Origin of the sequence: Plantibacter flavus (assembly GCF_900177615.1) — a bacterium.
Taxonomy (GTDB): domain Bacteria; phylum Actinomycetota; class Actinomycetes; order Actinomycetales; family Microbacteriaceae; genus Plantibacter; species Plantibacter flavus.
This window is the reverse complement of record NZ_FXAP01000002.1, coordinates 445,379-468,661: the sequence shown is the minus strand read 5'-3', so window position 1 is coordinate 468,661 and position 23,283 is coordinate 445,379. Positions and strand designations below refer to the sequence as shown.

Genomic DNA, 23,283 nt, shown 5'->3' with positions numbered 1-23,283 from the left:
GGTTCCGGGACGGCAGCTCCTCCCTGCGACCCGGAATCGAAGGATGCCCGGTGCACGTGGACCCGACCGTCGGCGCGGCCGACACCGCTGAACCAGCCACCCGAGGCGGCAGCGTCGCCCCCGTCGCTCCGCCGTCGCACCGACTGCGTCCGGTCGCCCTCGGTGGTGTCATCGCCGCCACGGTCGTCGTCGCCGCGGCCTGGGTGGTCGGCGCGTCGGTGTCGCTGACGGCGGCCACGGCACCGTCGGTGATGCTGCAGCCGTATCTCGACGCACTGGAGGAGGGGCAGCTCGAACGGGCCGTCGCGATGGACGGGACCGCTGCCGCCGCCGCCGAACTCGGCTACAGCGTCGACCTCCTGACCGATGAGCGGTATGCGCTCGCGACCGACCGCCCGACGGCCTATCGCGTCGGAGCGACCCGGACCGAGAACGGGGTCGCCACGGTCGACGTGGCGTTCGAGCACGGCGGTGAACGGCAGACCACGGCGTTCACGCTGCGCGCACAGCCGTCCGGCTTCCTGTGGTTCAGCGCGTGGCGCACCGAACCGGCGAGCCTGCCGACCATCACGGTGCCCACGGTCAGGTTCGGTGCGCTGGACCTCTCCGTCGGAGGCGAGCACGTGGGCACGGTGGATGAGACGACGGTCTACGTCGTCGGACCGGGGAAGTACGACATCGCGGCCGACTCGACCACCGGCTTCTTCGACTTCGAGGTGCCCAGCGTGGAGGCCGAATGGGACGGCAGGCAGACGGCGTATCTGTACCCGACACTGACGGCGCTCGGGCAGGAAGGGGCGACCGCTGCGGTCCGCGCGTACGTGGACGCCTGCATCGCATCGACGTCCTATGAACCCGCGGGCTGCTCCATCGCGATCGACAATTCGGAGGGCGACGAGATGTCGGGCGTCACCTGGCTGTTGACCCGTGGTCCCGAGTTCGAGTTCTCGGAGTACTCCGCGACGGCGGGGTTCCTCGTGACCACCACCCGGCGGGGCAGTGCCGACTTCGTCGCCGCGTTCGCCTCGGCCTCGGGCGAATACGGCATCGTGACCGCGGAGGACTGCGAGGTGTGGGTGGACGGCGCCGTCGTGTTGTCGACCGACGGCACGTGGACCTTCGACCCGTACACCTGGTGAGGATGGGCGACATGATGCATCTGACGACGGAAGGCGACGCATGAAGTACGTTCCCGCATTCGGCCTGAAGGCGCAGGTGTTCATGCTCTGTGTGGCGCCGCTCTTCCTCGTCCTGGTGATTCCGAAGGACAAACTGGTGTCAGCGGTACCGGTCCTGGTCGGCATGGGCGTCATCCTCGCAATCAACACTTGGATGACGCTGATTTGGATGACGCACCGGATCGTCGTGATCGACGGGCACCTCGTGGCGTACACGGCGTTCCGATCGCGGGTCGTCAGTCTCGACGACGTCCGTTCCATCGGGCCGAGCGCGGTCGCGAACATGTTCCGGATCGCCGTGCGCGATCAACCGAGCATTCGAGGGTACCGACGGAACGGTTACGGCGCATTCGCGGAAGACCTGACCACCAGGCGGTCCTCGATCGAGTTCCTGTACGCGCTGCGCAAACCGAAGACCGATCAGTTCATGGAATCGGGCTATTCCGAGCTGACCGAGGACGAGCGTCGCGAAGCCGAGGCCCTCGTCCTGGCCGCCCGGTCGGCCGCGAGCTGAGCTGCCCGCGCGACGATAGGGTGAGGACCCGTGACGGCCGCCCTTCCCCCTGAGCATCGCGAGACGACGCCCCGCGGGGTCCTCGTCTCCGTCGTTGCCTCGTTCCTGTTCGCGGCGCTGTTCTTCCTGCCGCCGCTGCTGGAGCCGTTCGGGGCGAACGAGATCTTCGCCTGGCGCGTGATCGCGACGGTGCCGGTGCTGGCGACGCTCATCGCGGTGTTCGGGTGGTGGCGGGACGTCCGCGACATCGCGGTTCGACTCGCACGTCGTCCGATCCTCGTCCTCGTGGTCGTGCTCGACGGGCTCCTGCTGTCCCTGCAGCTGTGGCTCTTCGGTTGGGCACCGCAGACGGGGCACGGGCTCGAACTCGCACTCGGCTACCTCCTGATGCCGCTGGCGATGGTCGTGGTCGGCGTCGTCCTGCATCGGGAGCGACTCGCACCGCTCCGGATCGCGGCTGTGGCCGCAGCCGCCCTCGGCGTCACCGCCGCGATCGTCGTGGCCGGTGGGCTGTCCTGGGCGACCATCGCGGTCGCCGTCGGCTACCCGGTGTACTTCGCGATCCGGCGCCGAGCCGCGCTCGACTCCATCGGTGCGTTCTGCTTCGAGCTGGCGGTCCTCGTCCCCGTCGCGATCGTGCTGGCGTTGCAACCGTCCTCACTCGCCGTCCTCGCCGCGCACCCGCAGCTGGGCTGGGGGATCGTGCTCCTCGGGGTGATCGGTGGCGTCGCCCTCGTGCTGTACCTCGTCGCGAGTCGCCTGCTGTCGTTCGGCGTCTTCGGGCTGCTCAGCTACCTGGAACCGGTGCTGCTCGTCCTCGTGGCGGTCCTGCTCCTCGGCGAATCACTGACGGCCGCCGACGGGTTCGTCTACGGCCCGATCGTGGTGGCCCTCATGCTCCTGGGGCTCGAGACCGTGCGACGCCCGTCGCGCTGATCGTCCACCTGCAGCCCGGCGCGTCGCCGCGAACCTGTGAAGTCAAGCCTCGAGACGCGTTCCGCGAGCGCGCCTAGCCTGATGGCATGGTTACGAAGCATGCTCCAGCAGTGTCGCTCGAGTCGCCGTTTCCTCCAGCGCGAGACTCGTCCGAACGGCACCACGTCGTCCCGATCGGTGCCCGGCAATGGCGGATCTCGAACGACGCCGATCCCTCCTCACCCGAGTGCTGTCTCGCGTACGTCGAGGCACAGGGCACCGGTTACGACGTGCTCATCGTGGCGCCCAGCCCGCCCGAATGGCTGCATGTGGACACCTTCGACGAGGCCAAGCGCGCCGCGATCCGACGGCCGTCACCACAGCTCTGAGTCGCTCCACCGGCGTTCATTCGCCCATTCTTGGGCGACGGAGTGCTGGTTCGCCCAAGAATGGGCGAACGAAGGGGATCAGACGCTCCCGCGACGCACGATCGACGTGGGGACGAACGAGCCGACCGGCGAGATCGTCTCACCCCGGAGCTGCGCGAGGAGCACCTCCGCCGCGCGCTGACCGACGGCCGCCGCCGGCTGGTGGACGGTGGTGAGCGGCGGGTGGCAACGGAGCGCCCACGCCGAGTCGTCGAAACCGACGACCGACACGTCCTCTGGCACGCTCCGCCCTGCCGCACGGAGGGCTTCGAGCGCTCCGGCCGCGACGGCGTCCGAAGCCGCGAACACGCCGTCGACGGCCGGCTCCCGGCGGAGCAGCTCCGACATGCCGGCGAAGCCGTCCTGGTGCGAGTAGAGCGGGACCTCCACGACGAGTCGTTCGTCGAAGCGGTCGCCGAGCGCATGGCGGAACCCGGCGAGTCGGTCTGAGCCGGAATCCCGGTCGAGGGCTGCGGCGATCATGCCGATGTGCCGTCGGCCGGCACCGATCAGCTCACCCGTGATGTCGGCCGATGCCGACCGGTTGTCGATCCCGACGAAGGGGAGCTCACGGAGGTCGGGCGGATGGCCGACGAAGGTCGCCGGGAGGCCGAGGCGTTCGATGACGCGCGTGATCGGGTCGTTCTGGCGTGCAGACACCATGATCACGCCGTCGACGAAGCCGCCCGAGAGGTACCGGGTGATCCGGTCGGTGTCGCGCTCGGAGTCGACGACCAGGCAGACGAGCTGGTGGTCGGCCTGTGACAGGGCCTCATTCGCCCCGAGCAGGATGTTGCCGATGTTGGGGTCGTCGACGAACAGGCTGTGCGGCTCGTGGACGACGAAACCGACGGCCTGGGTGCGCTGCATGACGAGGTTCCGGGCGGCCGTGTTCGGCACGTAGCCGACCTTTTCGATGGCGGCCTCGATCGCCTCGCGCGCTTCGGCCGACACGTAGCGCTCGCCGTTGACGACCCGGCTGACCGTGCCCCGGGAGACGCCGGCTTCGACGGCGACATCGTGCACCGTCGCTCGTTTGCGTCGGGTCGGCGGAGGGGTCACGGGTCCACCCTAGCGCCGGTCCGGGCGGCCTTCGGCGGGGTCCGTGTTGACAGATTCAGAAACGCACGCCTACTCTGTGTACGTTCACAGACTCTCAACGTGGAGTTGTCGCTCTTCGATCTGTGCACGTTCACAGATCGCGGAAGGCACCATGAGCACGACCCCCACGTTCAGCCACGACGGCATCGCCTACGGCTGCGACTACAACCCCGAGCAGTGGGATCGGTCCGTCTGGCGCGAAGACGTCGCGCTCATGCAGGAGGCGGGCGTCGACCTCGTCGCCCTCAACATCTTCGGCTGGTCGCACCTCGAGCCACGGCCGGGGGAGTTCGACTTCGCCGGGCTCGACGAGATCCTCGACCTGCTCCACGAGGCCGGCATCCGGGTCAACCTCGGGACCGGCACCGCATCGGCCCCGCCGTGGCTGACGTTCCGGCACCCGGAGATCCTCCCCGAGACCGAGGACGGGACGACGCGCTTCCCCGGCGGTCGCCAGGCCTGGTGCCCGTCGTCCGCGGTCTTCCGTCGCTACGCCCTCGAACTCGTCGAGCGCGTCGCCGAACGCTACGGCGAGCACCCCGCCGTCGAGCTCTGGCACGTGTCGAACGAACTCGGCTGCCACAACGCGCTCTGCTACGACGACGAGAGCGCCGAGGCCTTCCGAGGCTGGCTCCGCGCCCGCTACGAGACGATCGAGCGTCTGAACACCGCGTGGGGCACGTCGTTCTGGAGTCAGCAGTACAGCGACTTCGCCGAGATCCTGCCGCCGCGCCTGACCCTGTCGAGCCGGAACCCGAGCCAGGTCATCGACTTCCACCGCTTCTCCTCCGACGAGCTCCTCGGCTACTACCGGGCTGAGCTCGAGGTCCTGCGCCGCCACAGCTCCGTGCCCGTCACGACCAACTTCATGGTCACCGCGCACATCCGGAACCTCGACTACTGGCAGTGGGCGCCCGAGATGGACGTCGTCGCCAACGACCACTACCTCGACAACCGCCTCGCGGACCCCACGGCCGAACTCGCGTTCGCGAGCGACCTCACGCGCGGTCTCGCCGGGGGCGGCGCGTGGTTGCTCATGGAGCAGTCCACCGGTGCGGTCAACTGGCAGCCGCAGAACCTCGCGAAGGCACCTGGCGAGATGACCCGGAACTCCCTCACGCACGTCGCGAAGGGCGCGGAGGCGATCTGCTTCTTCCAGTGGCGCGCGTCGCTGCAGGGTTCGGAGAAGTTCCACTCGGCCCTCCTGCCGCACGCGGGCACCGACTCCGACGTGTGGCGCGAGGTCGTCGAGCTGGGCGGCACGCTCGACCGACTCGACGAGATCACCGGCACGCGCGTCCAGGCTGATGTCGCCCTCGTCTTCTCCTGGGAGAACTGGTGGGCGGCCGACGGTGAGAGTCGCCCGACCCACGCGATCGACCACCTCTCGCAGGTCCACGCGGTCCACGCGTCACTGCGTCGTCTGGGTCACACCGTCGACGTCGTGCGTCCGGGCGCCGACCTCTCCGCCTACCGGCTCGTCGTCGTCCCGAACCTGTACCTGGTGCGCGACCGCGAGGCCGCGGTCGTCTCGGACTTCGTCGCGGCCGGCGGGCACGCCGTCGTCACGTTCTTCAGCGGGATCGCCGACGAGGAGGACCGGGTCCGCCCCGGCGGCTACCCCGGAGCGTTCCGCGAGCTGCTCGGCGTCAACGTCGAGGAGTTCGCCCCCGTCCTCCCCGGCCAGGTGCTGACGCTCGCGTCGGGCCGGACCGCGACGGCCTGGTCCGAGCGGACCCGCGCCCGAGGCGCCGAGATCGTCGACTCCTTCGCCGACGGCCCGTCGGCCGGTCGCCCGGCCATCACGCGCAACCGCATCGCGGGTGGCGGCGACGCCTGGTACCTCGCGACGAACCTGGACGCCGGCGCGCTCGACGAGGTGCTCCGCGACGCAGCCGCGGGGGCCGGGGCGCTGCCGCAGGGTGATCCGGACCAGCCGGGCCTCGAGGTCGTCCGCCGCGCCGATGAGGGACGGAGCTACCTCTTCCTCATCAACCACTCGACGAACGACGTCGAGCTGCCGGCCAGCGGGCGCGAGCTCGTCACCGGCGAACCCGTCGACTCCATCGCACGCGTGCCAGCCGGCGCCGTGCGCGTCATCAGAGAGGACCGCACGCGATGAGCGTCAACATCGAGACGGCCGAGGCGACGTCGCCACGGCCCGTCCGCCCGCCGAGGGCGGCCAAGCTGCCGAAGGCGGTGGTGCAGCACAAGCGGGCGATCGCCATCTTCATCGTCCCGTTCGCCGTGCTGTTCGCGCTGTTCTACCTCGTGCCGATCGGGTACGCGGTCTACCAGTCGCTGCTCGTGATCGAGCGTGACGGCACCTTCGGTCAGGCACGGGAGGTGTTCGGTGGACTGGCGCAGTACGTGCAGGTCTTCCAGAACGGCCCGTTCTGGCAGTCCGTCGGACGGGTGCTCCTGTTCGGCGTCGTCCAGGTGCCGGTGATGCTCGGGCTCGCGCTCCTCTTCGCGCTGCTGCTCGACTCACCGCTCCTGCGGGGCAAGCGGTTCTTCCGCCTCGCGTTCTTCGTCCCGTACGCGGTGCCCGGCGTGATCGCCGCCATCATGTGGGGCTTCCTCTACTCGCCGAACCTGTCACCGTTCACCGCGGTCACGCAGAACGTGGACTTCCTCTCGGCCGACCTCGTGCTCTGGGCCATCGCGAACGTCGTCACCTGGGTGTTCGTCGGCTACAACATGCTCATCATCTACTCCTCGCTGCTCTCCATCCCGACGGAGATCTACGAGGCCGCGCGGCTCGACGGCGCCGGTCAGGCGCGCATCGCCTGGTCGATCAAGATCCCACTGGTGATGCCGGCGATCGTGCTCACGGCGATCTTCTCGATCATCGGCACGCTGCAGCTGCTCGCCGAGCCGCAGGTGTTCCGCACCTTCAGCTCGGCCGTCAGCAGCACCTTCACCCCGAACCTCACCGTCTACACCACCTCGTCCATCCCGAACGTGAACCTCGCAGCCGCCTTCTCGGTCGTGCTCGCGTTGGCGACCTTCGTCCTCTCCTTCGGGTTCCTGAAGTTCACGCAGCGAAAGGAAGGCAAATGACCGCCATCCTGTCCACCGGCCGCGGCCCGCAGGAGAGCCGCCTGTCGCGCGCCGGCGCGCTCATCGTGATGCTCGTCTTCACGCTCTACTTCCTCATCCCCATCTGGTGGCTGTTCATCGCCTCGACGAAGTCGTCAGCGCAGTTCGGCAACTCGGCTCCACTCTGGTTCGCGGACTTCAACCTGTTCGAGAACATCGGCCAGCTCGTCGCCTACCGCGACGGCGTCTACCTCAAGTGGATGCTGAACTCGGTCCTGTACGCCGGCCTCGGCGCACTGCTCGGCACGCTCTTCGCGGCCATGTGCGGCTACGCCCTCGCGAAGTACCGGTTCCCGGGACGCGACCTGATCTTCAACGTCGTCCTCGGCGGTGTGCTCGTCCCCGCGACCGCGCTCGCGCTCCCACTGTTCCTCATCTTCAGCCAGGTGGGCCTCACGAACACCTTCTGGGCGGTCTTCCTGCCCTCGCTGGTGAGCCCCTTCGGTGTCTACCTGACGCGGATCTTCGCGGCGTCGAGCGTGCCCGAGGAACTCCTCGAGGCCTCGCGTCTCGACGGCGCCGGTGAGATCCGCACCTTCTTCACCATCTCCGTGCGACTCATGTTCCCGGCGCTCGTCACCGTGTTCCTCTTCCAGTTCGTCGCCATCTGGAACAACTTCTTCCTGCCGCTCATCATGCTGCGCGACGAAGCCCTGTTCCCGGTCACCCTCGGGCTCTACTCCTGGAACTCGCAGGTCAACCAGATCCCCGAACTGCGCCTCTACGTCCTCGTCGGCGCGTTCCTGTCGATCATCCCGCTCGTCATCACCTTCCTCCTGCTCCAGCGGTTCTGGCGCTCCGGCCTCGGTGCCGGCGCCGTGAAGTAGTCGGACCGACGAGCAGACACTCCTCTCCATCCCGCACCAACACCCATCCCGCACCATTCACAGAAGAACGGATTCGCTATGAACCTCAAGAGAACAGCGGTCGCCGCAGCGGTGCTGTCGGCCGTCGTCCTGAGCGGCTGCTCCTCCACCGGGTCGGAGGGCGGCAGTGCTGCTGCCTCCTGCGCCCCGGCCGAGGGCAAGGTCGACCTCAGCTTCACCTCCTGGATCCCCGGCATCGAAGAGGTCGTCGACGTCTGGAACAAGGAGAACCCCGACATCCAGGTCAAGGTCCAGACCGGCCCGAACGGTAACAGCGGTACGTACCAGAACTTCTTCAACCAGCTGAAGGCCGGCAACGCGCCCGACCTCGGCCAGATCGAGTACGACGCCCTGCCGAACTTCCGCGTGCAGAACGGCCTCATGGACCTCGGTGCGTGCGACGACGTCATGGCCGCCAAGGACGACTTCGTCGACTGGACCTGGGGTCAGGTCTCGCTCGGTGAGTCCGACTCGGTCTACGCCGTCCCGCAGGACTCCGGCCCGATGGCCATGTTCTACCGCGCCGACCTGTTCGAGCAGAACGGGATCGCCATCCCGACGACGTGGGCCGAGTACAAGGAGGCCGCCAAGCAGGTCCGCGCCACCGGTGCCTACATCACCAACTTCTCGCAGGGTGACATCAACCAGTTCGCCGGCTTCGTCTGGCAGGCCGGCGGTAGCTGGTTCGACAACGACGGCTCCGACTGGACCGTCGACCTGACCGATCCCGCCTCCAAGAAGGTCGCCGACTACTGGCAGGACCTGATCGACGAGGACCTCGTCTCGACCGTCCCCACCTGGACGACCGAGTGGGACAACGCCTACAACTCCAGCGCCGCCTGGACCTGGAACTCCGCCGTCTGGGGTGCGAACTCCATCGCGTCGGGTGCTCCCGACACCGCCGGCAAGTGGGCCGTCGCGAAGGCTCCGCAGTGGGAGGCCGGCGACTCCGCGGCAGGCAACTGGGGCGGTTCCTCGACCGCCGTCTTCACCGGTTCCAAGCACCCCTATGAGGCGTCGAAGTTCGCGCTGTGGCTGAACACCTCCGACGAGGCGCTCACCATGCTCAACAAGAGCGCCAACATCTACCCGGCGACGAAGGAGGGCCTGAACCTGCCCGTCCTCAAGGAGGGCGTCGACTTCTACGGCGGCCAGCCGATCTACGATGTCTTCGCGGAGGCTTCCTCCGAGGTGTCGGAGGACTTCGCCTGGGGTCCGACGATGACGCAGACGTACAACGACGTGTCCGACGGTTTCAAGGCTGCGGTCTCCGGTGACGGAACCCTGCTCGACGCCCTCACCAAGGGCCAGTCGGCGACGATCGACGCCCTCAAGGCGCAGTCCATCCCCGTCAAGGAGTGACAGAACAGTGATCCACCACCTTCGTGCCGCGGGCGTCAGCCTGATCGTCGACGCCCGCGGCACGAAGGTGCCCACCATCCTCCACTGGGGAGCCGATGTCGGCGAACTCGCCACCGACTCCCTCATCGCCGTCGCCGACGGGCTGACGCCGGCGATCCCGCCCTCGTCCATCGACGCCCCGCCGCGCCTCAGCCTGCTTCCCACCGTGTTCGACGGTTGGAGCGGCCGCCCGGGTGTCGGCGTACACCGGCCGGGCGGAACCGATAAGTCGAACCTGCTCGCGCTGCGGCTGATCGACCAGCAGGCCACCGACACCTCGCTGGCCCTCACGACGTCCGACCAACGCGCCGCGGTGACGGTCGTCTCGACGATCGAGTTGACCCCCCAGGGCGTGCTCCGCGTCCGGCACACCGTGCGGAACGACGCCGAGGCTGACCGACCACTCGCTGTCGACGCCCTCGCCGTCGTGCTCCCGGTCCCCGACCGCGCCACCGAACTCCTCGACTTCACCGGTCTCTGGACGCACGAGCGCACGCCGCAGCGCCACCGCCTCGGGCAGGGCGCTTGGACACGCGAGCACCGTCACGGACGTCCCGGTCACGACGACGCGTTCCTGTCCGTCGCGGGCGCACCCGGCTTCGACTTCCGCAGCGGCGAGGTGTGGGCGACGCACCTCGCGTGGAGCGGCGACAAGGTGATCTGGAGCGAGCGTTCGCCACTCGGCCCCGTGGTCACCGGCTCCGGTGAACTCCTCGCGCCTGGCGAAGTCACGCTGGCGCCGGGGGAGACCTACGAGTCACCGTGGACGGTCGCCGTCTACTCCGACGCGGGTCTCGACGGCGTCTCCGCGCGACTGCACCCCTGGATCCGCTCGTGGAGCACGATCACGAAGCCCCGCCCGGTGGTGCTGAACACCTGGGAGGCCGTGTACTTCGACCACGACCTGCCGACACTGCTCACCCTCGTGGAGCAGGCAAAGCGCGTCGGTGTCGAACGGTTCGTCCTCGACGACGGCTGGTTCACCGGTCGCACGGACGACCGCCGTGCGCTGGGCGACTGGTTCGTCGACCCGGAACGCTGGGCCGGTGGGCTGTCGCCACTCATCGACGCGGTCACCGGTGCCGGCATGGACTTCGGACTGTGGGTCGAGCCGGAGATGGTGAACCCCGACTCGGAACTCGCGCGCACGCATCCCGAGTGGGTCCTCGGGCACCCGGACGCTCCGACCTGGCGCTTCCAACGGGTGCTCGACCTCGGCAACCCGGACGCCTTCGCCTACCTCCTCGGACGACTCGACGCGTTGCTGACCGAGTACGACATCGCGTTCCTCAAGTGGGACCACAACCGCGACCTCCTCGGCGGCTCGGCGCACCGGCAGACGACGGCGCTCTACCGGCTGCTCGACGAGGTGCGTGCCCTGCACCCCGGTGTCGACATCGAGTCGTGCGCCTCGGGTGGCGCGAGGATCGATCTCGGCATCCTGGAGCGGGTCGAGCGGGTGTGGACGAGCGACACGAACGACCCGCTCGAGCGGCAGTCGATCCAGCGCTACACGGGGCTCGCCGTTCCACCGGAGTATCTCGGCGGTCACCTCGGTGCGGCCCGCTCGCACACCACCTGGCGCACCTCGGATCTCGCGTTCCGCCTGGCCACTGCCCTCTTCGGGAGCGCTGGCATCGAGTGGAACCTCAACGAGGCGAGCGACGCCGAACTCGACTTGATCGCGGCATGGATCGCGCACTACAAACGCCTCCGCCCGCTGCTGCACACGGGCGAGGTCGTCCGCATGGACAGCGCAGACCCGGCACTGCAGGCGCACGGGGTGATCGCCCAGGACCGCTCGTCCGCGATCGTCGCGCAGGTGGCGCTCGCCGCACCGCTGACGGCGATCCCCGCGCCACTCCGGGTGCCCGGCCTCGATCCCGAGCGTCGCTATCGGGTCCGTCCACTCGACCTCGGCGCGCCCGCCCGGTCGATCCAGGACGTGCCGCCGGTGTGGCTGACCGAGGGCTCGGTCGTGCTCACCGGCCGCACGCTCGCCGAGGTCGGGATCGCGATGCCGCTCCTCGCTCCCGAGCAGGCGCAGCTCTTCACCCTCGACGCGCAGTAACCTGCTCCGTTCGTTCGCCCATCTTCGGGCGAACGAGAACTCCCTCGCCCAAAGATGGGCGAGGGAGTGTCGTCGTGCGGGCCCGGTCAGATGTTGCAGCCGGAGGCGCGAGCCGCGTCGTACGGGAACCAGTCGACCGGACCGGGTCCCATCTGCGGCGCGCAGAGGATGTTCCAGGTCTCGGCTCCCACGACGCCGTCGACCTGCATGCCCCAGTACGTCTGGAAGGCGACGACGGCTGCTCGGGTCTGCTCGCCGAACTGACCGTCGACCTCCAGGTTGGACACACCACCGGGGATCCTCGGTCCGAAGGCGTTGAGCAGGGTCTGGATGTTGGCGACGCAACCGCCGTCGCCTCCGGCGGAGTACTGGTAGTCGACGCATTGGCCGGCGGCTGCGGCCGGTGCTGCGGTCGCCACGCCGCCGACGGAGCCGGCGATGGCGAGGCCGAGTGCGGCCCCCGCGAGGGCGATCCTGCTGCGCATCGTTCGTGTGGTCATGATGTTCCTCTCGTTCGACTGCTCGGGCATCACGAGCGTAGGTCGAGCGTCTCGAGCGGTGAATGGGCAGTGGTGCCCATGCCCAGGTTCAGTCCGCGAGGAGATCAGGCGGGGTGACGACCAAGCAGAGGACGCCCCAGAACATCGCGCCGAACACCGAGAGGACGACCGGCAGCGCGACCAGGTCGGCTCCCGTGCCGGCCAGCCGGGTGAATTCCACCGACCACATCCAGACGACGAGACCCAGCACGGCTGCTCCTCCAACGAGTGCTCGCTGCACCCGACGGTTCGCCTGCCACGACTCGCGGAGCCCGGCGAGGCCGAGGACCGCGGCGACCACGGACAGCGCGAGCGGGAGTGTGACCATGAGCCAGGTCGGCGCGGTGCCGTCGACCAGTCCGCTCCGGTCGACGTGGACGGCCAGCGTCGAGGGCGCGGTCGGCAGAACGGTCCAGGCAGCGACGATCCCCCCTGCCAGCGGGAGGCACATCATCCCGGCCGAGACGACTTCGCGGACCATCCTCCTCATCGGTTCGCCCCCAGCGCTTCCGGTGTGTCCGTTCGTTCGCCCATCTTTGGGCGAATGTGTGTTCATTCGCCCAAAGATGGGCGAACGAAGCGCGGTCAGTCGATGCCGATGTCCTCACCGACGACGGTGATCTGGGCCGGGACAGGCCAGGGGTGGTCGCCGACGGGTGCGAGACGGACGAGCTCGGTGACCCGGGGCGCCGGCGCACCCGCGGAACCGATGAGCCAGCCGCCCACGAGGAAGGTGGTGCCGGGGACCGACCAGACGGCGATGCCGGTCACACCGAAGTCGCCGTAGGCGCCGTCGGAGAACCGAACCGTGACGAGGTCGCCGTGTGAGAGCTCGGCGAGCTGAGCGGTGACGGCACCGGGGTCGGGGTCGACGGGGTCGAGCTCGGGGATCGACTCGAGCACCTGGAGCGGCTTCGTCGGCTTGCCGTTCTGATCGAGTGCCGTGCCGGCCAGGAGGAGTCCGCCGATGATCGGCGAGCGGCGGGCCCGGCCGATGAGGTCGAACACGCCGTAGCGGGGCACGCTCAGACGCGCTTGCAGTGAAGCAGCGTCCTCGGCCGACTCGATGGCGGCCGTGAGGCCCTTGATGTCGCGGCGAGCAGGAGCGCTGAGGTCGTAGTTCACCCATCAACTCTCCCATGTCCACCGTGGCAGCGGATGGACGGCCGTAAGTTACAGTTTCAATCAAGTATGAACAGTCCGTTATGGAACCGTGACCAGCGTGCGTTGACCTGTCACGCGGACACCGGGCATGCTGATCAACACTTGGCCACTGATAAAAGCGCCGCCGCCCCAGGAAGCCCCGCATGCAGCGGAGTGCTCCTCACAAGGATGTGAGTATGACGACTTCACAGTTGGAAACAAATTCAAACAAACCAAAACGGATGCCGGACGGGATGTTCGCGTTCGTCCTCGTCCTCCCCGGACTCGCGCTGCTCGTCGCGGTCGTCGCCTATCCGCTGCTGACCGCGCTCGTCACGGCGTTCTTCAAGCAGAGCCTGGTCGTCCCCGGACGGGAGTTCGTCGGCTTCCAGAACATCATCGACGTGCTCCAGGGTGACTTCTTCAAGCTGCTCGGGCAGACCATGGTCTTCACCCTCGGGACGACCATCGCCCCCTTCATCATCGGCTTCGCACTCGCCCTCGCACTCAACACCCGCATCCGCGGTGCCAAGGTGATGCGCGGACTCATGCTGATCCCCTGGCTCGTTCCGGGCGTCGTCGTGTCGTTCCTCTGGATGTGGATCTTCAACGCGAACTACGGAGTGGCGAACGCCATCCTCGCCCTGTTCGGGGTCGACGCGCAGGCGTGGCTCGCCCAACCGCAGACGGCCATGTTCGCCGTGATCGTCGCGAAGAGCTGGCAGTCCTTCCCGTGGATCATGGTCATGCTCCTCGCCGGCCTGCAGACGGTCCCGCAGGAACTCCACGAGGCGGCCGAGATGGACGGTGCCGGGACCATCCGACGCTTCTTCTCGATCACGGTCCCGCAGCTGAAAGGCATCATCGGCCTCGTCCTGCTGCTCGAGTTCATCTGGAACTTCCAGCACTTCGACATCATCTACGTCCTGACGGGCGGTGGCCCGGCTGGGAGCACCCAGACCTTCGCCACCGCCGTCTACGAGACCGCCTTCCGCGGCTTCGACCTCGGCCACGCGGGCGCCCTCGGGCTGCTCTGGCTCATCCTCCTGATGGCGCTCGTCGTCGTCTACGTCCGATTCTCGGAGAAAGGCGAGCAGAAATGAGCGTCTCCATCGCCCCGCCTGGATCGCAGGACACCACGCCAGACCCGCAGCCCCCGTTCGTCGCGACCGAGCTCGGCACCCTGCGACGCCGTCCGTCGCTTTTCCGCTCGGAGAGCCGGGCCGTCCGGATCAGCGCTTGGGTCGCGGTGATCGTCTGCGGCGGCTTCGGGCTGCTGCCGGTCTACTGGTTGCTGGCCACCTCGCTGACCCCACGCGCCCAGGTCTTCTCGTACCCGCCGAAACTCTTCCCCACGGAGATCAGCTTCGAGGCCTACACCGCCCTCGCCTCGAACCCGGACCTGTTCGGCTACCTGCGGAACAGCATCATCGTGTCGGTCATCACCGCCCTGCTGTCCGTGATCGTCTCGGCCTACATGGGCTACTCGTTCTCGAAGTTCCGCTACCGCGGGCGTCGATCACTCATGTACTTCGTGCTCGCCTCGCAGATGTTCCCGCAGGCGTTGCTGCTGATCACCCTGTACTCGGTGTTCAGCGCCTACGGACTCCTGAACACCTATGCGGCGCTGGTGCTCTCGTTCACGACGTTCACCCTGCCGCTGTGCGTCTGGATGCTGAAGGGGTTCTTCGACACGATCCCGGACGAACTCATCGAGGCGGCTCGCGTCGACGGGGCGTCCCGACTGCGGATCATCCACTCGATCGTGCTGCCGCTGTCCGCACCCGGCCTGGTCGCGGCGGGCCTGTTCGCCTTCGTCCGCGGGTGGAACGACTTCATCTTCGCGCTCACCCTGGCGGGACCCGACAAGCAGACGCTTCCGCCCGGCCTCGTGAACACCTTCGTCGGTGAGGCGGCCACGGCTTGGCCCGAGCTCATGGCCGCGTCCCTCGTCGTCTCCCTACCCGTGGCGATCGCGTTCATGGCCCTGCAGCGTCACCTCGTCGGCGGACTGACCGCCGGTGCAGTGAAGGGCTGAGCGCAGCACACCGAACCGGCCCGCCGCCGGCCTCCCCACAATCCGTTCCACCAACCCAGACACGTCCACCAGGATCACGCTCGAGGAGGAGCCATGTCCCACACCACCCCGTCCTTCGCCACCGCCGCACAGCAGACCGTCATCACCCGCCGCCGTGCCCTGCAGTTCCTCGGCATCGGCGTCGCCGCAGCCACCCTCGCCGGATGTGCGCCCACCGGTGCCGCACCCGGAGCGGGATCCATCCCGAAGGCGACCGCCGGCGGCACCGCGACCGACTTCGACTTCGCGAGCTGGTCGCTCACCGAGAAGGCTTCGGCACCCGCCATCCAGAGCCTCCTGCAGAAATACGAGGGCAAGGCCAAGATCGACGTCGGTGAGGTCTCCTTCCCCTACAACGAGTACATCAACCAGCTCATGCTGCAGGTGCGCGGCGGGCAGTTCTCCGGCGTCGCCCACGTCGACGTCGCTTGGCTCGGCTCACTGGCGAGCCTCGGCAAGCTGCAGGACGTGTCCGGGCTGACCGAGGGACGCGGCTACACGAAGGCCGGACTCACGGCCGCGACGTTCGACGGCGTGCAGTACGGCCTCCCGTGGACGATCGGCGCTATCGGTCTCGTCACCAACCAGGCGATCCTCGACCAGGCCGGCATCGGCGAGTTCCCCACGACGATCGACGAGTTCGAGGGCTCACTCAAGCAGCTCAAGGGCCTCGGCAACGGCATGATCCCCTACGCGGCGTCGACGAAGGCCGCGCAGCTGAAGGACATCCTCATCTGGATGCAGACCTTCGGCAGCCCGCTGGTCGACGGGGACACCGTCACGATCGGCGACGACGCGAGCATCGAGGCGGTCACCTGGTACAAGAGCCTGTACGACCAGGGCCTCATCGCAGCAGACGTCGACCGCTTCGACGCACGCTCCCTGTTCGCGCAGGGTCGCACCGCGATCTACGACGACGCGATCGTCGGACGGAGCGCCGTGACCGGCGAATCACCCGACCCCGACTTCGCGAGCAAGCTGCAGCCGGTCGCCCGGCCGGTCCTCAAGCAGGGTGACACGCCGCGTGCGCTCGTGTGGGGCGGGGCGCTCGCCGTGGTCGACGGTCCGGCCGCCGGCACCGCAGCGGACTTCGCCCAGTGGGTGACGTCCGACCCGGAGACCGTGCTCGAGGACTTCGCCGCCCGTGGTCTGCCGCCGGCGACCGAGGACGCGCTCAACTCCGACGCCGTGAAGGACGACTCGTTCGCCACGAACTTCAGCGACCGCATCACCAAGACGAGCTCGACGAACCCGTTCTGGAAGTTCGTCCAGTACTCGCAGATCGAGACGAAGATCGCGGAGAAGGTGCAGGCGGTCCTCGTCGGCCAGGAGCAGCCGGCGGAAGCCATGAAGGCCGCCGGGGCAGCCGCGCAGAAGCTCGTCGGCTGAGCCGCGGATCAAACGATCGTGACCGGCACCGGGAGAACCATGCGACGCAGCTCATCGAACACCGTCCGCGCGCTCGCCGCGGCCGCGCTCACGGTCCTCGCGCTGGGGGTGACGGCGCCGGCGGTCGCCGCCCCCGGAGGACCGGTGCGTGGTGACGCGCGCGCGAGTGCGGTGGCCGACACGGTCGAGACCGTGCCCGTCACGGTGGACACGTCGAACCAGGCCGGCTGGTGGCGACCGCTCGACGTCGTCGACGGAGTCACCTACTTCGCCTTCAACGCGCCGGCATCCACCGCGTCCAAGCACGAGGTCCATCTGGCCTCGCGGGGCGCGGACGGGACGTGGACCGAAGGGTGCCTGCGCTCGACGGCCGGCGGTGCCTGCGTGACCTTCACCGACGACAACGGTCACAACCAGCCGTCGATCGTGGTCGACGGCGACGGTATCATCCACGCCTTCGTGTCGATGCACAACGAGCAGTGGAACGTGTTCCGGTCCAGTGCACCCGGCGACGTCACCTCGCTCGTGGAGGCGACGTCGTCCATGCCCGACCTCGACGCGGCGATCACCTATCCGGTGACGGCGCGCGGCCCGGACGGCGACGCCTGGGTGCTCGTGCGCGTCGGGACGGACGCACAGGGACGACGAGAGGGGCGGCTCTACCGGTACGACCTCGACACCGGTGTCTGGGAACGCGAAGCGGTGGTCGCAGCGGCGACCGGCTACTCCTTCTATCCCGACGACCTCGAGGTGGACGTCGACGGCCGCGTCCACGTGCTGTGGGAATGGGGCCCGTTCCCGGCTGACCCGGCGCGGCACCTCGGGTCGTACGCGACATACGACCCGTCCGACGGTTCCTTCGCCGACGTCGCGGGGACCGCGCTCACCGGACCGATCACCCCGACCACCCCGGGATCCGTCGTCTGGCGCCCCTTCGGCCCCGGTGAGGCCATCGGCAGCTACACGCCGGCGCTGCAGACCGCGAAGGTCGCCCTCGACGGCAGGGCGCTCGCGGGGATCGTCTACCGGTTCGTCGAAGCCGACGAGACCGCGTACGACGTCCGGTACGCCTCGTGGGGCGGCGGAGCCTGGAACGACGAGTCGCTCGTCGACGCATCCGCGCTCGGTTCCGGCGTCTCGACGGTCGCCGCGATCGACGCGACGAGCGTCGGCGGGGTCGACCGCGTCTACGCGGTCCTCGCCGTGCAGGTCTGCGGCGAGAACCGCAGCCAGGTGGTCCGACTCGAGCGGGAGACGGACGGCACCTCGTGGACGGCCCGAACGGTCGGCACCGATCAACTCGGCCAGCAACGGCTGCGGGCGGAGACCGTCGACGGCACGGATGTGCTCTACCTGAGTGCGCCTCTCAGCGAGACGACCCGCGGCACCGTCCGGTACGCGGCGATCCCGCGAGCGGCGTCGGCCGAGACCGGCGGGACCTCGCTCCAGGACATCGTGTCGGGCCTTCGTGGCGAAGCGTCTGGCACGAACGTGGCACTCGGTGCGACCGTCAGCGTGTCGTCGTCACTGCGAGCCGACACCGGCGGGCCGCTCGCCGTCGACGGCGTGTGCACGGACGCGAGTCGCTGGATCTCCGCGGTCGGCGACACGGCACCCACGATCACGGCCGCCTGGCAGGCCCCGACGGCGCTCGCCGAGGTCAGGGTCAAGAGCGGTTACGCCGGGGGAGTCTCGACCGATTCGGTGCTCCGCGACTTCACGATCGAGGTCCGGACAGGCGGTGCCTGGGTCGAGGTCGGACGGTTCGACGACAACACCGCAGGTACCGTCACCGCGCCCGTGGACGGACTGGTCGTCGACGCGGTGCGCCTGCTCATCACCGACCCGTCCGCCTCGGCGACCGACGTCGCGCGGGTCTTCGAGATCGAGGCCATCGCGGCACCCGCCACCGAATCCGCGAGGAACGACGATGTCCCGGGATAGCGTTGTGCTCAGTCGGGACCGCAACGGTCCCGAGCGGCCGGGATCCACCCGGTCAGCAGTGAGGAGCAGCACCATGTCGGACGCCGCCTTCGGCTCTCAGCGGTCGGCACCGGTACCGCGCCGTTCGCGCACGGGCATGGTGGCGCTCGCCGTCCCGAACCTCGACGAACCGTACTTCGCGGAGCTCACCACGCTCCTCGTCCGTGGTGCCGACGAGCGTGGACTGTCGATCCTCATCCAGCACACCGAGGGCGACCACGACCGTGAGGTCGACATCGCCAACGGGGTGGGCCTGCCGCTCACGGACGGGCTCATCCACATCCCGCGCTCGCTGACGGTCGGCGACCTCACGCGGCGGACCTCCCCGGGGCCGCTGGTGCTCCTCGGCGAGCACATCCAGGTGAGCCCGTTCACGCACATCTCGATCGACAACCGGGCGGCCGCCGACGCCGCGACGAATCACCTCGCCGAGGTCGGCTGTTCCCGCATCGCGTTCATCGGGCCCAGGGACGAACGTCCGTCCGACGCTGCGGATCAGCGGTACGCCGGGTATCTGGACGTGGTCGCGCGGCTCGGGCTCGCGCAGGAGCCGTCGCTCATCGGGCACGTCGACGCGTTCACCCCCGAGGAGGGACGCCGCGTGATGCGTCGGATGACCGCCGAGGGCGTCGAGCTCGACGGCGTCGTCTGCTCCAACGACTCGATCGCCTTCGGCGTGCTCGCGGCCCTCCACGAAGCCGGCCGGCGGGTGCCCGAGGAGGTCGCGGTGATCGGCATCGACGACGTCCACGCCGCCCAGTTCTCGACCCCGTCGCTCACGACGGTCGCTCCCGACTACGACGCGATCGTGCGTGCGGCCTTCACCGAGCTCGAACGCCAGATCGCCGCCCCGCCCGGTGCCGACACGCCGGTCCGGCACGTGGTCGTCGACGCGCGGATCGTCGTGCGGGACAGCACGGCACGCTGAGGTCCATGAGCGGGAGGACAGGCCGGCGCGCCGCTGTGCCGGGGTGCTGGACGTGTCGCGGTCAGGCGTCCATGCGGTCGTCGTCGGCGGAAGCGGGGGCGACCGGCGCGAGCCAGACCTCGCCGAACTGCGCGCGGAGCGTGGTCTCGACGTCCTCGGACACGTCGTCGTCCATGACGAGGTGGTCCACCTCGCGGAGGTCGACGATCGTCGTCAGCCCCACGGCGCCCCACTTCGAGTGGTCGGCGAGGACCACGGAGCGGCGCCCGGCGCCGACGAACGCCCGGTTGGTCTCGGCCTCGAGGAGGTTCGAGGTCGTCAGCCCCGCCTGCAGGTCGATCCCGCGGACGCCGAGGAAGACGACGTCGCAGTGCAGGGACTCGATCGCGCGCACGGCGACCGGACCGACCAGGGCGTCCGAGGGGGTGCGGACGCCGCCGGTCAGCACGACCGTCTGGGTGTACGGCTCGTCGGCGCGGTCGGGCCGTGCGAACACGTCGGCGACCGGGAGGGAGTTCGTGACGATGGTGAGCTCCGGGATGGCTCGCAGCTCCTGCGCGAGGGTCCAGGTGGTGGTCCCGCCGGACAGGCCGACCGACATGCCGGGCTCGACGAGGATGGCCGCTCGACGGGCGATGGCGCGCTTCTCGGCGAGCAGTCGGCGTGCCTGGTTGGGAAAGCCCAGCTCGGCACGGTCGGGCAGTCTGGGCGTGGTGGCGCCACCACGGACGCGGTCGACGAGGCCCTCCGTGGCGAGTTGCTCGATGTCGCGTCGCACGGTCATCTCGCTGACGCCGAGTGCGGTCGCGAGGTCGACGACGCTCGCCGCACCGTTGCGGCGCACCTCCGACATGATCTGCGATCTGCGTTCCGCACCGAGCACAGCGTCCTCCTTCGACCCGGCTGCCAGTCTGGCACGCGCGCACGGCGAACCTCGGCACCGGCGATCCACGACGACGAGGCGGAGGCGGACAACGCATGCGTGAGGTACGACATCGGGACTGGTTCGGCGATGAGGTTCGCGACGGCACCTACGGCTACGGCCTCGAGGCGCTCCTGGCGGTCGAACCGGTCGTGCCGCCGGCCGGATTCGAGGAGCTGTGGCGCGGGTGGTACGCGGCGGCACGTGAGGTGTCTCCGGATCCGGTCTTGACCCCGATCGGCCGACAGGGTGCGCACGAGGTCTTCGTCGTCGAGCACACGGTCGCCGACGGCCTCCGCTTGCGCGGATGGCTCGCGATGCCAGCGGGCGGACCTGCACACTTCGGGATGGTGCATGGACACGGGTACGGCGGACGGGACGCGCCGGACTGGTCCCGCGTCCCGGACGACGCTGCCGTCATCTTCCCGATCGCCCGCGGCCAGGGTGTCTTCAACGCGGGTCTCGGAGCGCCGACACCGGAGGACGGTCATGTCCTGTTCGGCATCGACAGCGTCGAGCGGTACGCGCTCGGCCGCTGTGCCGTCGACCTCTGGCACGCGGCGTCGGCGCTGCTCGACGTCGTCGGACCGCTCCCGCTCTACTTCGTCGGTGAGAGCTTCGGCGGCGGGATCGGTGCGCTCGCCCTGCCGTGGGACGACCGCTTCGTCGGAGCGACGCTCGTGGTGCCGAGCTTCGGTCAGTACGACCTGCGTCTGCGCCTGCCGTGCGAGGGGAGCGGCGAGCGGGTGCGACACCACGTCGCCGAGCACCCGGAGGCGCGCGAGGTCCTGCGGTTCTTCGACGCGTCGACGGCCGCGGGGTTCGTCCACGTGCCGGTGCGGGTGGAGGCCGCGCTCTGGGACGGCCACGTGCCACCACCCGGGCAGTTCGCCGTCGCCAACGCGCTCGAGGACCTCGAGCTGAGCGTCCTCCCCGCCGGGCACACCGAGTACCCGGAGCTCCAGGCCGTGCTGGCGGAGTCCTACGCGGCGACGAGGGCGCACGCACTCCGGTCGGCCGCGCTCGCGGTGGACGGATCGACGATCGAGAGGTGAGAGGGTGGACGGATGATCGCTGCGCTCACACTCCCCGTCGCCCTCAGCACACCGGGGCAGGAACTGCTGCTTCGCCGGGCCACCCTCGCCGACCTCGACGCGCTGATGGCGCTCCTCGCCGACGACCCGATCAGCGCGTCCCGTGGTGACCAGGCCCAGGAGAGCGACCTCCCCGCCTACGAGCGTGCGCTCGCGGACCTCATCGACGATCCGGCGAACGAGATCCTGCTGGTCGTCGACGCGGCGCAGGCCGTCGTCGCGACGATGCAGCTGACGCGCATCCCCGGGATGGCCCGCCGCGGTTCCACCCGATTGCTCGTCGAAGCCGTGCGGGTCTCATCCGCGCTGCGGTCCGGCGGCGTCGGAACGGCCATGATGCGCTGGGTGACGGACGTCGCCGCCCCCGCTACCGGATCGTCGATCGTGCAGCTGACCTCCGATGAGGCCCGGGTGGACGCCCACCGCTTCTACGAACGCCTCGGCTTCGTCGGCTCGCACCGCGGCTTCAAGTACGCCGTCGACGCCCCACCTCGACAGGCTCGGTGACCGGTGGTGGCTCGGTGACCGGTGGTGGCTCGGTGACCGGTGGTGGCTCGGTGTTCGGTGGGCACATGGCGAGGGACGGGTGCCCGATGAACGGTCGACGACACGACGTGGTCTGCGCGGTCCTGATCCGGCATGGGGCTCCGCGCTCCTGATGCCGCCGCGTCGGGCTACTTGCCGACGAAGAACTCGAGGGCGATGCCGTCCGGGTCGGTGAAGCTGAGCGCTGTCCCATAGGAGGCTTCGACGAGTCCACTGTGCTCGATGCCCGCGGATGTCAGATGTCCGGCCCACACGTGGAGCTCATCGACCGAGCCGACCGTGAAGCCCAGGTGATCCAAACCAGGCGTGAACGGCGTGAAGTCGCCGGTCTCCGTCGTCTGGTGTTCGGTGAGCCCGAGCGTGACGCCGTCGGGGAGTGAGAAGAGCTTTCGAGTGAGTCCGGGGCCGTCGATGGCGCCGACCGGAGCGAATCCGAACACCCGTTCATAGAACGCGGTGCTGGTCTGGAGGTTTCGGACGGTGAAGGCGACATGGTTGACTCCGCTGAATTCGGGCATGCCGACAGTGAACTCCCGGGACCTCCCAGCCGGCTGGGAACGACGACAGTCCTCGCGGCGGAGCTGTCGACCCGGGCCCGGGGGAGCGGGCCTACGCTCTGAGGATGGGTATCGTCCGCACACTCGCTCGCTGGCTCCTCGGAGCCGTCCTCACCTTCGCCGGCGTCGGCCACCTCACCTTCGCCCGGCAGTCGTTCGTCGCTCAGGTGCCGCAATGGTTGCCCCTGCCGGTCGACGTCGTCGTCGTCGCGTCGGGAGTCGTCGAGATCCTGCTCGGCCTCTCGTTGATCCTGCTCGCCCGGTACCGCGTCGCCGTCGGCTGGATCGTCGCCGTGTTCTTCGTCGCGGTGTTCCCCGGCAACATCGAGCAGTTCGTCCGCGGCACCGACGCCTTCGGGCTCGACAGTGATCTCGCACGCGGTGTCCGGCTGGTCTTCCAACCCCTCCTCGTCATCTGGGCCCTGTGGTCGACGGGTGCCTGGCGAGCATGGCGGACCAGCCGCCGTTCTTCCTCGACCGAGTCCGGCATCGAAGCTGCCTAGTCATCCGGCCCCACCGGGTGTCAAGG

The 23,283-nt window shown here is 69.0% G+C and carries 23 protein-coding genes; 17 read left to right on the top strand and 6 right to left on the bottom strand.

Going from position 1 to position 23,283, the window contains the following annotated elements:
- The first annotated feature begins 56 nt into the window (after positions 1-56).
- The 4 genes from B9Y95_RS20630 (at position 57) to B9Y95_RS08575 (ending at position 2,996) form a co-directional block, all read left to right on the top strand.
- On the top strand, positions 57-1,139 hold the full coding sequence (locus tag B9Y95_RS20630; RefSeq protein WP_159453357.1) for a hypothetical protein: 1,083 nt from the start codon (positions 57-59) through the stop codon (positions 1,137-1,139).
- 40 nt (positions 1,140-1,179) lie between these two features.
- Entirely contained in the window at positions 1,180-1,692 is a 513-nt protein-coding gene (locus tag B9Y95_RS08585) for a hypothetical protein (protein WP_085511473.1), read from the top strand.
- Positions 1,693-1,722: 30 nt separating this feature from the next.
- Positions 1,723-2,628, top strand: coding sequence for an EamA family transporter RarD (gene rarD / locus B9Y95_RS08580; protein ID WP_085511472.1), 906 nt, complete (start codon positions 1,723-1,725; stop codon positions 2,626-2,628).
- 86 nt (positions 2,629-2,714) lie between these two features.
- Positions 2,715-2,996 (top strand): hypothetical protein, encoded by a 282-nt coding sequence (locus tag B9Y95_RS08575; RefSeq protein WP_139205469.1) that lies wholly within the window; start codon positions 2,715-2,717, stop codon positions 2,994-2,996.
- A 78-nt stretch (positions 2,997-3,074) separates the two neighbouring features.
- On the opposite strand, the gene B9Y95_RS08570 is transcribed toward B9Y95_RS08575, so the two are convergent.
- On the bottom strand, positions 3,075-4,097 hold the full coding sequence (locus tag B9Y95_RS08570; protein WP_085511471.1) for a LacI family DNA-binding transcriptional regulator: 1,023 nt from the start codon (positions 4,095-4,097) through the stop codon (positions 3,075-3,077).
- Between the two features lie 151 nt (positions 4,098-4,248).
- On the opposite strand from B9Y95_RS08570, the gene B9Y95_RS08565 reads away from it, so the two are divergent.
- From B9Y95_RS08565 to B9Y95_RS08545, 5 genes are all read left to right on the top strand, one after another.
- Positions 4,249-6,258, top strand: coding sequence for a beta-galactosidase (locus B9Y95_RS08565; RefSeq protein ID WP_085511470.1), 2,010 nt, complete (start codon positions 4,249-4,251; stop codon positions 6,256-6,258).
- Entirely contained in the window at positions 6,255-7,199 is a 945-nt protein-coding gene (locus tag B9Y95_RS08560) for a carbohydrate ABC transporter permease (protein ID WP_085511469.1), read from the top strand. Before B9Y95_RS08565 ends, B9Y95_RS08560 begins: the two co-directional genes overlap by 4 nt.
- Complete coding sequence (locus B9Y95_RS08555) at positions 7,196-8,065, top strand: carbohydrate ABC transporter permease (RefSeq protein ID WP_079704354.1); 870 nt, start codon at positions 7,196-7,198, stop codon at positions 8,063-8,065. Before B9Y95_RS08560 ends, B9Y95_RS08555 begins: the two co-directional genes overlap by 4 nt.
- A 78-nt stretch (positions 8,066-8,143) precedes the next feature.
- Entirely contained in the window at positions 8,144-9,466 is a 1,323-nt protein-coding gene (locus tag B9Y95_RS08550; protein WP_085511468.1) for an ABC transporter substrate-binding protein, read from the top strand.
- Positions 9,467-9,473: 7 nt separating this feature from the next.
- Positions 9,474-11,576 (top strand): alpha-galactosidase, encoded by a 2,103-nt coding sequence (locus tag B9Y95_RS08545; protein ID WP_327083092.1) that lies wholly within the window; start codon positions 9,474-9,476, stop codon positions 11,574-11,576.
- An 86-nt stretch (positions 11,577-11,662) separates the two neighbouring features.
- Here B9Y95_RS08545 and B9Y95_RS08540 read toward each other — a convergent pair whose 3' ends face one another.
- The 3 genes from B9Y95_RS08540 to B9Y95_RS08530 form a co-directional block, all read right to left on the bottom strand.
- Positions 11,663-12,076: a peptidoglycan-binding domain-containing protein gene (locus B9Y95_RS08540; protein ID WP_159453356.1), complete on the bottom strand. Its 414-nt coding sequence runs from the start codon at positions 12,074-12,076 to the stop codon at positions 11,663-11,665.
- 88 nt (positions 12,077-12,164) lie between these two features.
- Complete coding sequence (locus B9Y95_RS08535; protein WP_085511466.1) at positions 12,165-12,596, bottom strand: hypothetical protein; 432 nt, start codon at positions 12,594-12,596, stop codon at positions 12,165-12,167.
- 104 nt (positions 12,597-12,700) lie between these two features.
- Entirely contained in the window at positions 12,701-13,240 is a 540-nt protein-coding gene (locus tag B9Y95_RS08530; protein WP_085511465.1) for a hypothetical protein, read from the bottom strand.
- 272 nt (positions 13,241-13,512) lie between these two features.
- On the opposite strand from B9Y95_RS08530, the gene B9Y95_RS08525 reads away from it, so the two are divergent.
- From B9Y95_RS08525 to B9Y95_RS08505, 5 genes are all read left to right on the top strand, one after another.
- Positions 13,513-14,361: a carbohydrate ABC transporter permease gene (locus tag B9Y95_RS08525; RefSeq protein ID WP_123539828.1), complete on the top strand. Its 849-nt coding sequence runs from the start codon at positions 13,513-13,515 to the stop codon at positions 14,359-14,361.
- Positions 14,358-15,296, top strand: coding sequence for a carbohydrate ABC transporter permease (locus B9Y95_RS08520; protein ID WP_085511463.1), 939 nt, complete (start codon positions 14,358-14,360; stop codon positions 15,294-15,296). The genes B9Y95_RS08525 and B9Y95_RS08520 overlap by 4 nt, the downstream gene beginning before the upstream one ends.
- A gap of 93 nt (positions 15,297-15,389) precedes the next feature.
- Positions 15,390-16,724, top strand: coding sequence for an ABC transporter substrate-binding protein (locus tag B9Y95_RS08515; protein ID WP_085511462.1), 1,335 nt, complete (start codon positions 15,390-15,392; stop codon positions 16,722-16,724).
- A gap of 39 nt (positions 16,725-16,763) precedes the next feature.
- On the top strand, positions 16,764-18,668 hold the full coding sequence (locus tag B9Y95_RS08510; RefSeq protein ID WP_085511461.1) for a BNR-4 repeat-containing protein: 1,905 nt from the start codon (positions 16,764-16,766) through the stop codon (positions 18,666-18,668).
- Positions 18,669-18,741: 73 nt separating this feature from the next.
- Complete coding sequence (locus B9Y95_RS08505; protein ID WP_085511460.1) at positions 18,742-19,635, top strand: LacI family DNA-binding transcriptional regulator; 894 nt, start codon at positions 18,742-18,744, stop codon at positions 19,633-19,635.
- Between the two features lie 61 nt (positions 19,636-19,696).
- On the opposite strand, the gene B9Y95_RS08500 is transcribed toward B9Y95_RS08505, so the two are convergent.
- Entirely contained in the window at positions 19,697-20,518 is an 822-nt protein-coding gene (locus tag B9Y95_RS08500; RefSeq protein ID WP_200811375.1) for a DeoR/GlpR family DNA-binding transcription regulator, read from the bottom strand.
- A gap of 95 nt (positions 20,519-20,613) precedes the next feature.
- On the opposite strand from B9Y95_RS08500, the gene B9Y95_RS08495 reads away from it, so the two are divergent.
- Positions 20,614-21,612 (top strand): acetylxylan esterase, encoded by a 999-nt coding sequence (locus tag B9Y95_RS08495; RefSeq protein ID WP_085511459.1) that lies wholly within the window; start codon positions 20,614-20,616, stop codon positions 21,610-21,612.
- A gap of 12 nt (positions 21,613-21,624) precedes the next feature.
- A complete protein-coding gene (locus B9Y95_RS08490) occupies positions 21,625-22,158 on the top strand; it encodes a GNAT family N-acetyltransferase (RefSeq protein WP_085511458.1) in 534 nt (177 codons plus the stop codon).
- 167 nt (positions 22,159-22,325) lie between these two features.
- Here B9Y95_RS08490 and B9Y95_RS08485 read toward each other — a convergent pair whose 3' ends face one another.
- Entirely contained in the window at positions 22,326-22,715 is a 390-nt protein-coding gene (locus B9Y95_RS08485) for a VOC family protein (RefSeq protein ID WP_085511457.1), read from the bottom strand.
- Positions 22,716-22,819: 104 nt separating this feature from the next.
- Between B9Y95_RS08485 and B9Y95_RS08480 the strand changes: the two genes are divergently transcribed.
- A complete protein-coding gene (locus B9Y95_RS08480; protein ID WP_085511456.1) occupies positions 22,820-23,257 on the top strand; it encodes a DoxX family protein in 438 nt (145 codons plus the stop codon).
- The last annotated feature ends 26 nt before the right edge of the window (positions 23,258-23,283 follow it).

What these genes read in the sequence shown, in the direction of transcription:
- B9Y95_RS08515 (WP_085511462.1), top strand. Translation starts at nt 15,390, where the DNA reads ATGTCCCACACCACCCCGTCCTTCGCCACCGCCGCACAGCAGACCGTC.
- B9Y95_RS08525 (WP_123539828.1), top strand. Translation starts at nt 13,513, where the DNA reads ATGTTCGCGTTCGTCCTCGTCCTCCCCGGACTCGCGCTGCTCGTCGCG.
- B9Y95_RS08520 (WP_085511463.1), top strand. Translation starts at nt 14,358, where the DNA reads ATGAGCGTCTCCATCGCCCCGCCTGGATCGCAGGACACCACGCCAGAC.
- B9Y95_RS08560 (WP_085511469.1), top strand. Translation starts at nt 6,255, where the DNA reads ATGAGCGTCAACATCGAGACGGCCGAGGCGACGTCGCCACGGCCCGTC.
- B9Y95_RS08585 (WP_085511473.1), top strand. Translation starts at nt 1,180, where the DNA reads ATGAAGTACGTTCCCGCATTCGGCCTGAAGGCGCAGGTGTTCATGCTC.
- B9Y95_RS08490 (WP_085511458.1), top strand. Translation starts at nt 21,625, where the DNA reads ATGATCGCTGCGCTCACACTCCCCGTCGCCCTCAGCACACCGGGGCAG.
- B9Y95_RS08555 (WP_079704354.1), top strand. Translation starts at nt 7,196, where the DNA reads ATGACCGCCATCCTGTCCACCGGCCGCGGCCCGCAGGAGAGCCGCCTG.
- B9Y95_RS08495 (WP_085511459.1), top strand. Translation starts at nt 20,614, where the DNA reads ATGCGTGAGGTACGACATCGGGACTGGTTCGGCGATGAGGTTCGCGAC.
- B9Y95_RS08565 (WP_085511470.1), top strand. Translation starts at nt 4,249, where the DNA reads ATGAGCACGACCCCCACGTTCAGCCACGACGGCATCGCCTACGGCTGC.
- B9Y95_RS08550 (WP_085511468.1), top strand. Translation starts at nt 8,144, where the DNA reads ATGAACCTCAAGAGAACAGCGGTCGCCGCAGCGGTGCTGTCGGCCGTC.
- B9Y95_RS08480 (WP_085511456.1), top strand. Translation starts at nt 22,820, where the DNA reads ATGGGTATCGTCCGCACACTCGCTCGCTGGCTCCTCGGAGCCGTCCTC.
- B9Y95_RS08535 (WP_085511466.1), bottom strand. Translation starts at nt 12,596, where the DNA reads ATGGTCCGCGAAGTCGTCTCGGCCGGGATGATGTGCCTCCCGCTGGCA.
- B9Y95_RS08575 (WP_139205469.1), top strand. Translation starts at nt 2,715, where the DNA reads ATGGTTACGAAGCATGCTCCAGCAGTGTCGCTCGAGTCGCCGTTTCCT.
- B9Y95_RS08485 (WP_085511457.1), bottom strand. Translation starts at nt 22,715, where the DNA reads ATGCCCGAATTCAGCGGAGTCAACCATGTCGCCTTCACCGTCCGAAAC.
- B9Y95_RS08505 (WP_085511460.1), top strand. Translation starts at nt 18,742, where the DNA reads ATGTCGGACGCCGCCTTCGGCTCTCAGCGGTCGGCACCGGTACCGCGC.
- B9Y95_RS08510 (WP_085511461.1), top strand. Translation starts at nt 16,764, where the DNA reads ATGCGACGCAGCTCATCGAACACCGTCCGCGCGCTCGCCGCGGCCGCG.
- B9Y95_RS08540 (WP_159453356.1), bottom strand. Translation starts at nt 12,076, where the DNA reads ATGACCACACGAACGATGCGCAGCAGGATCGCCCTCGCGGGGGCCGCA.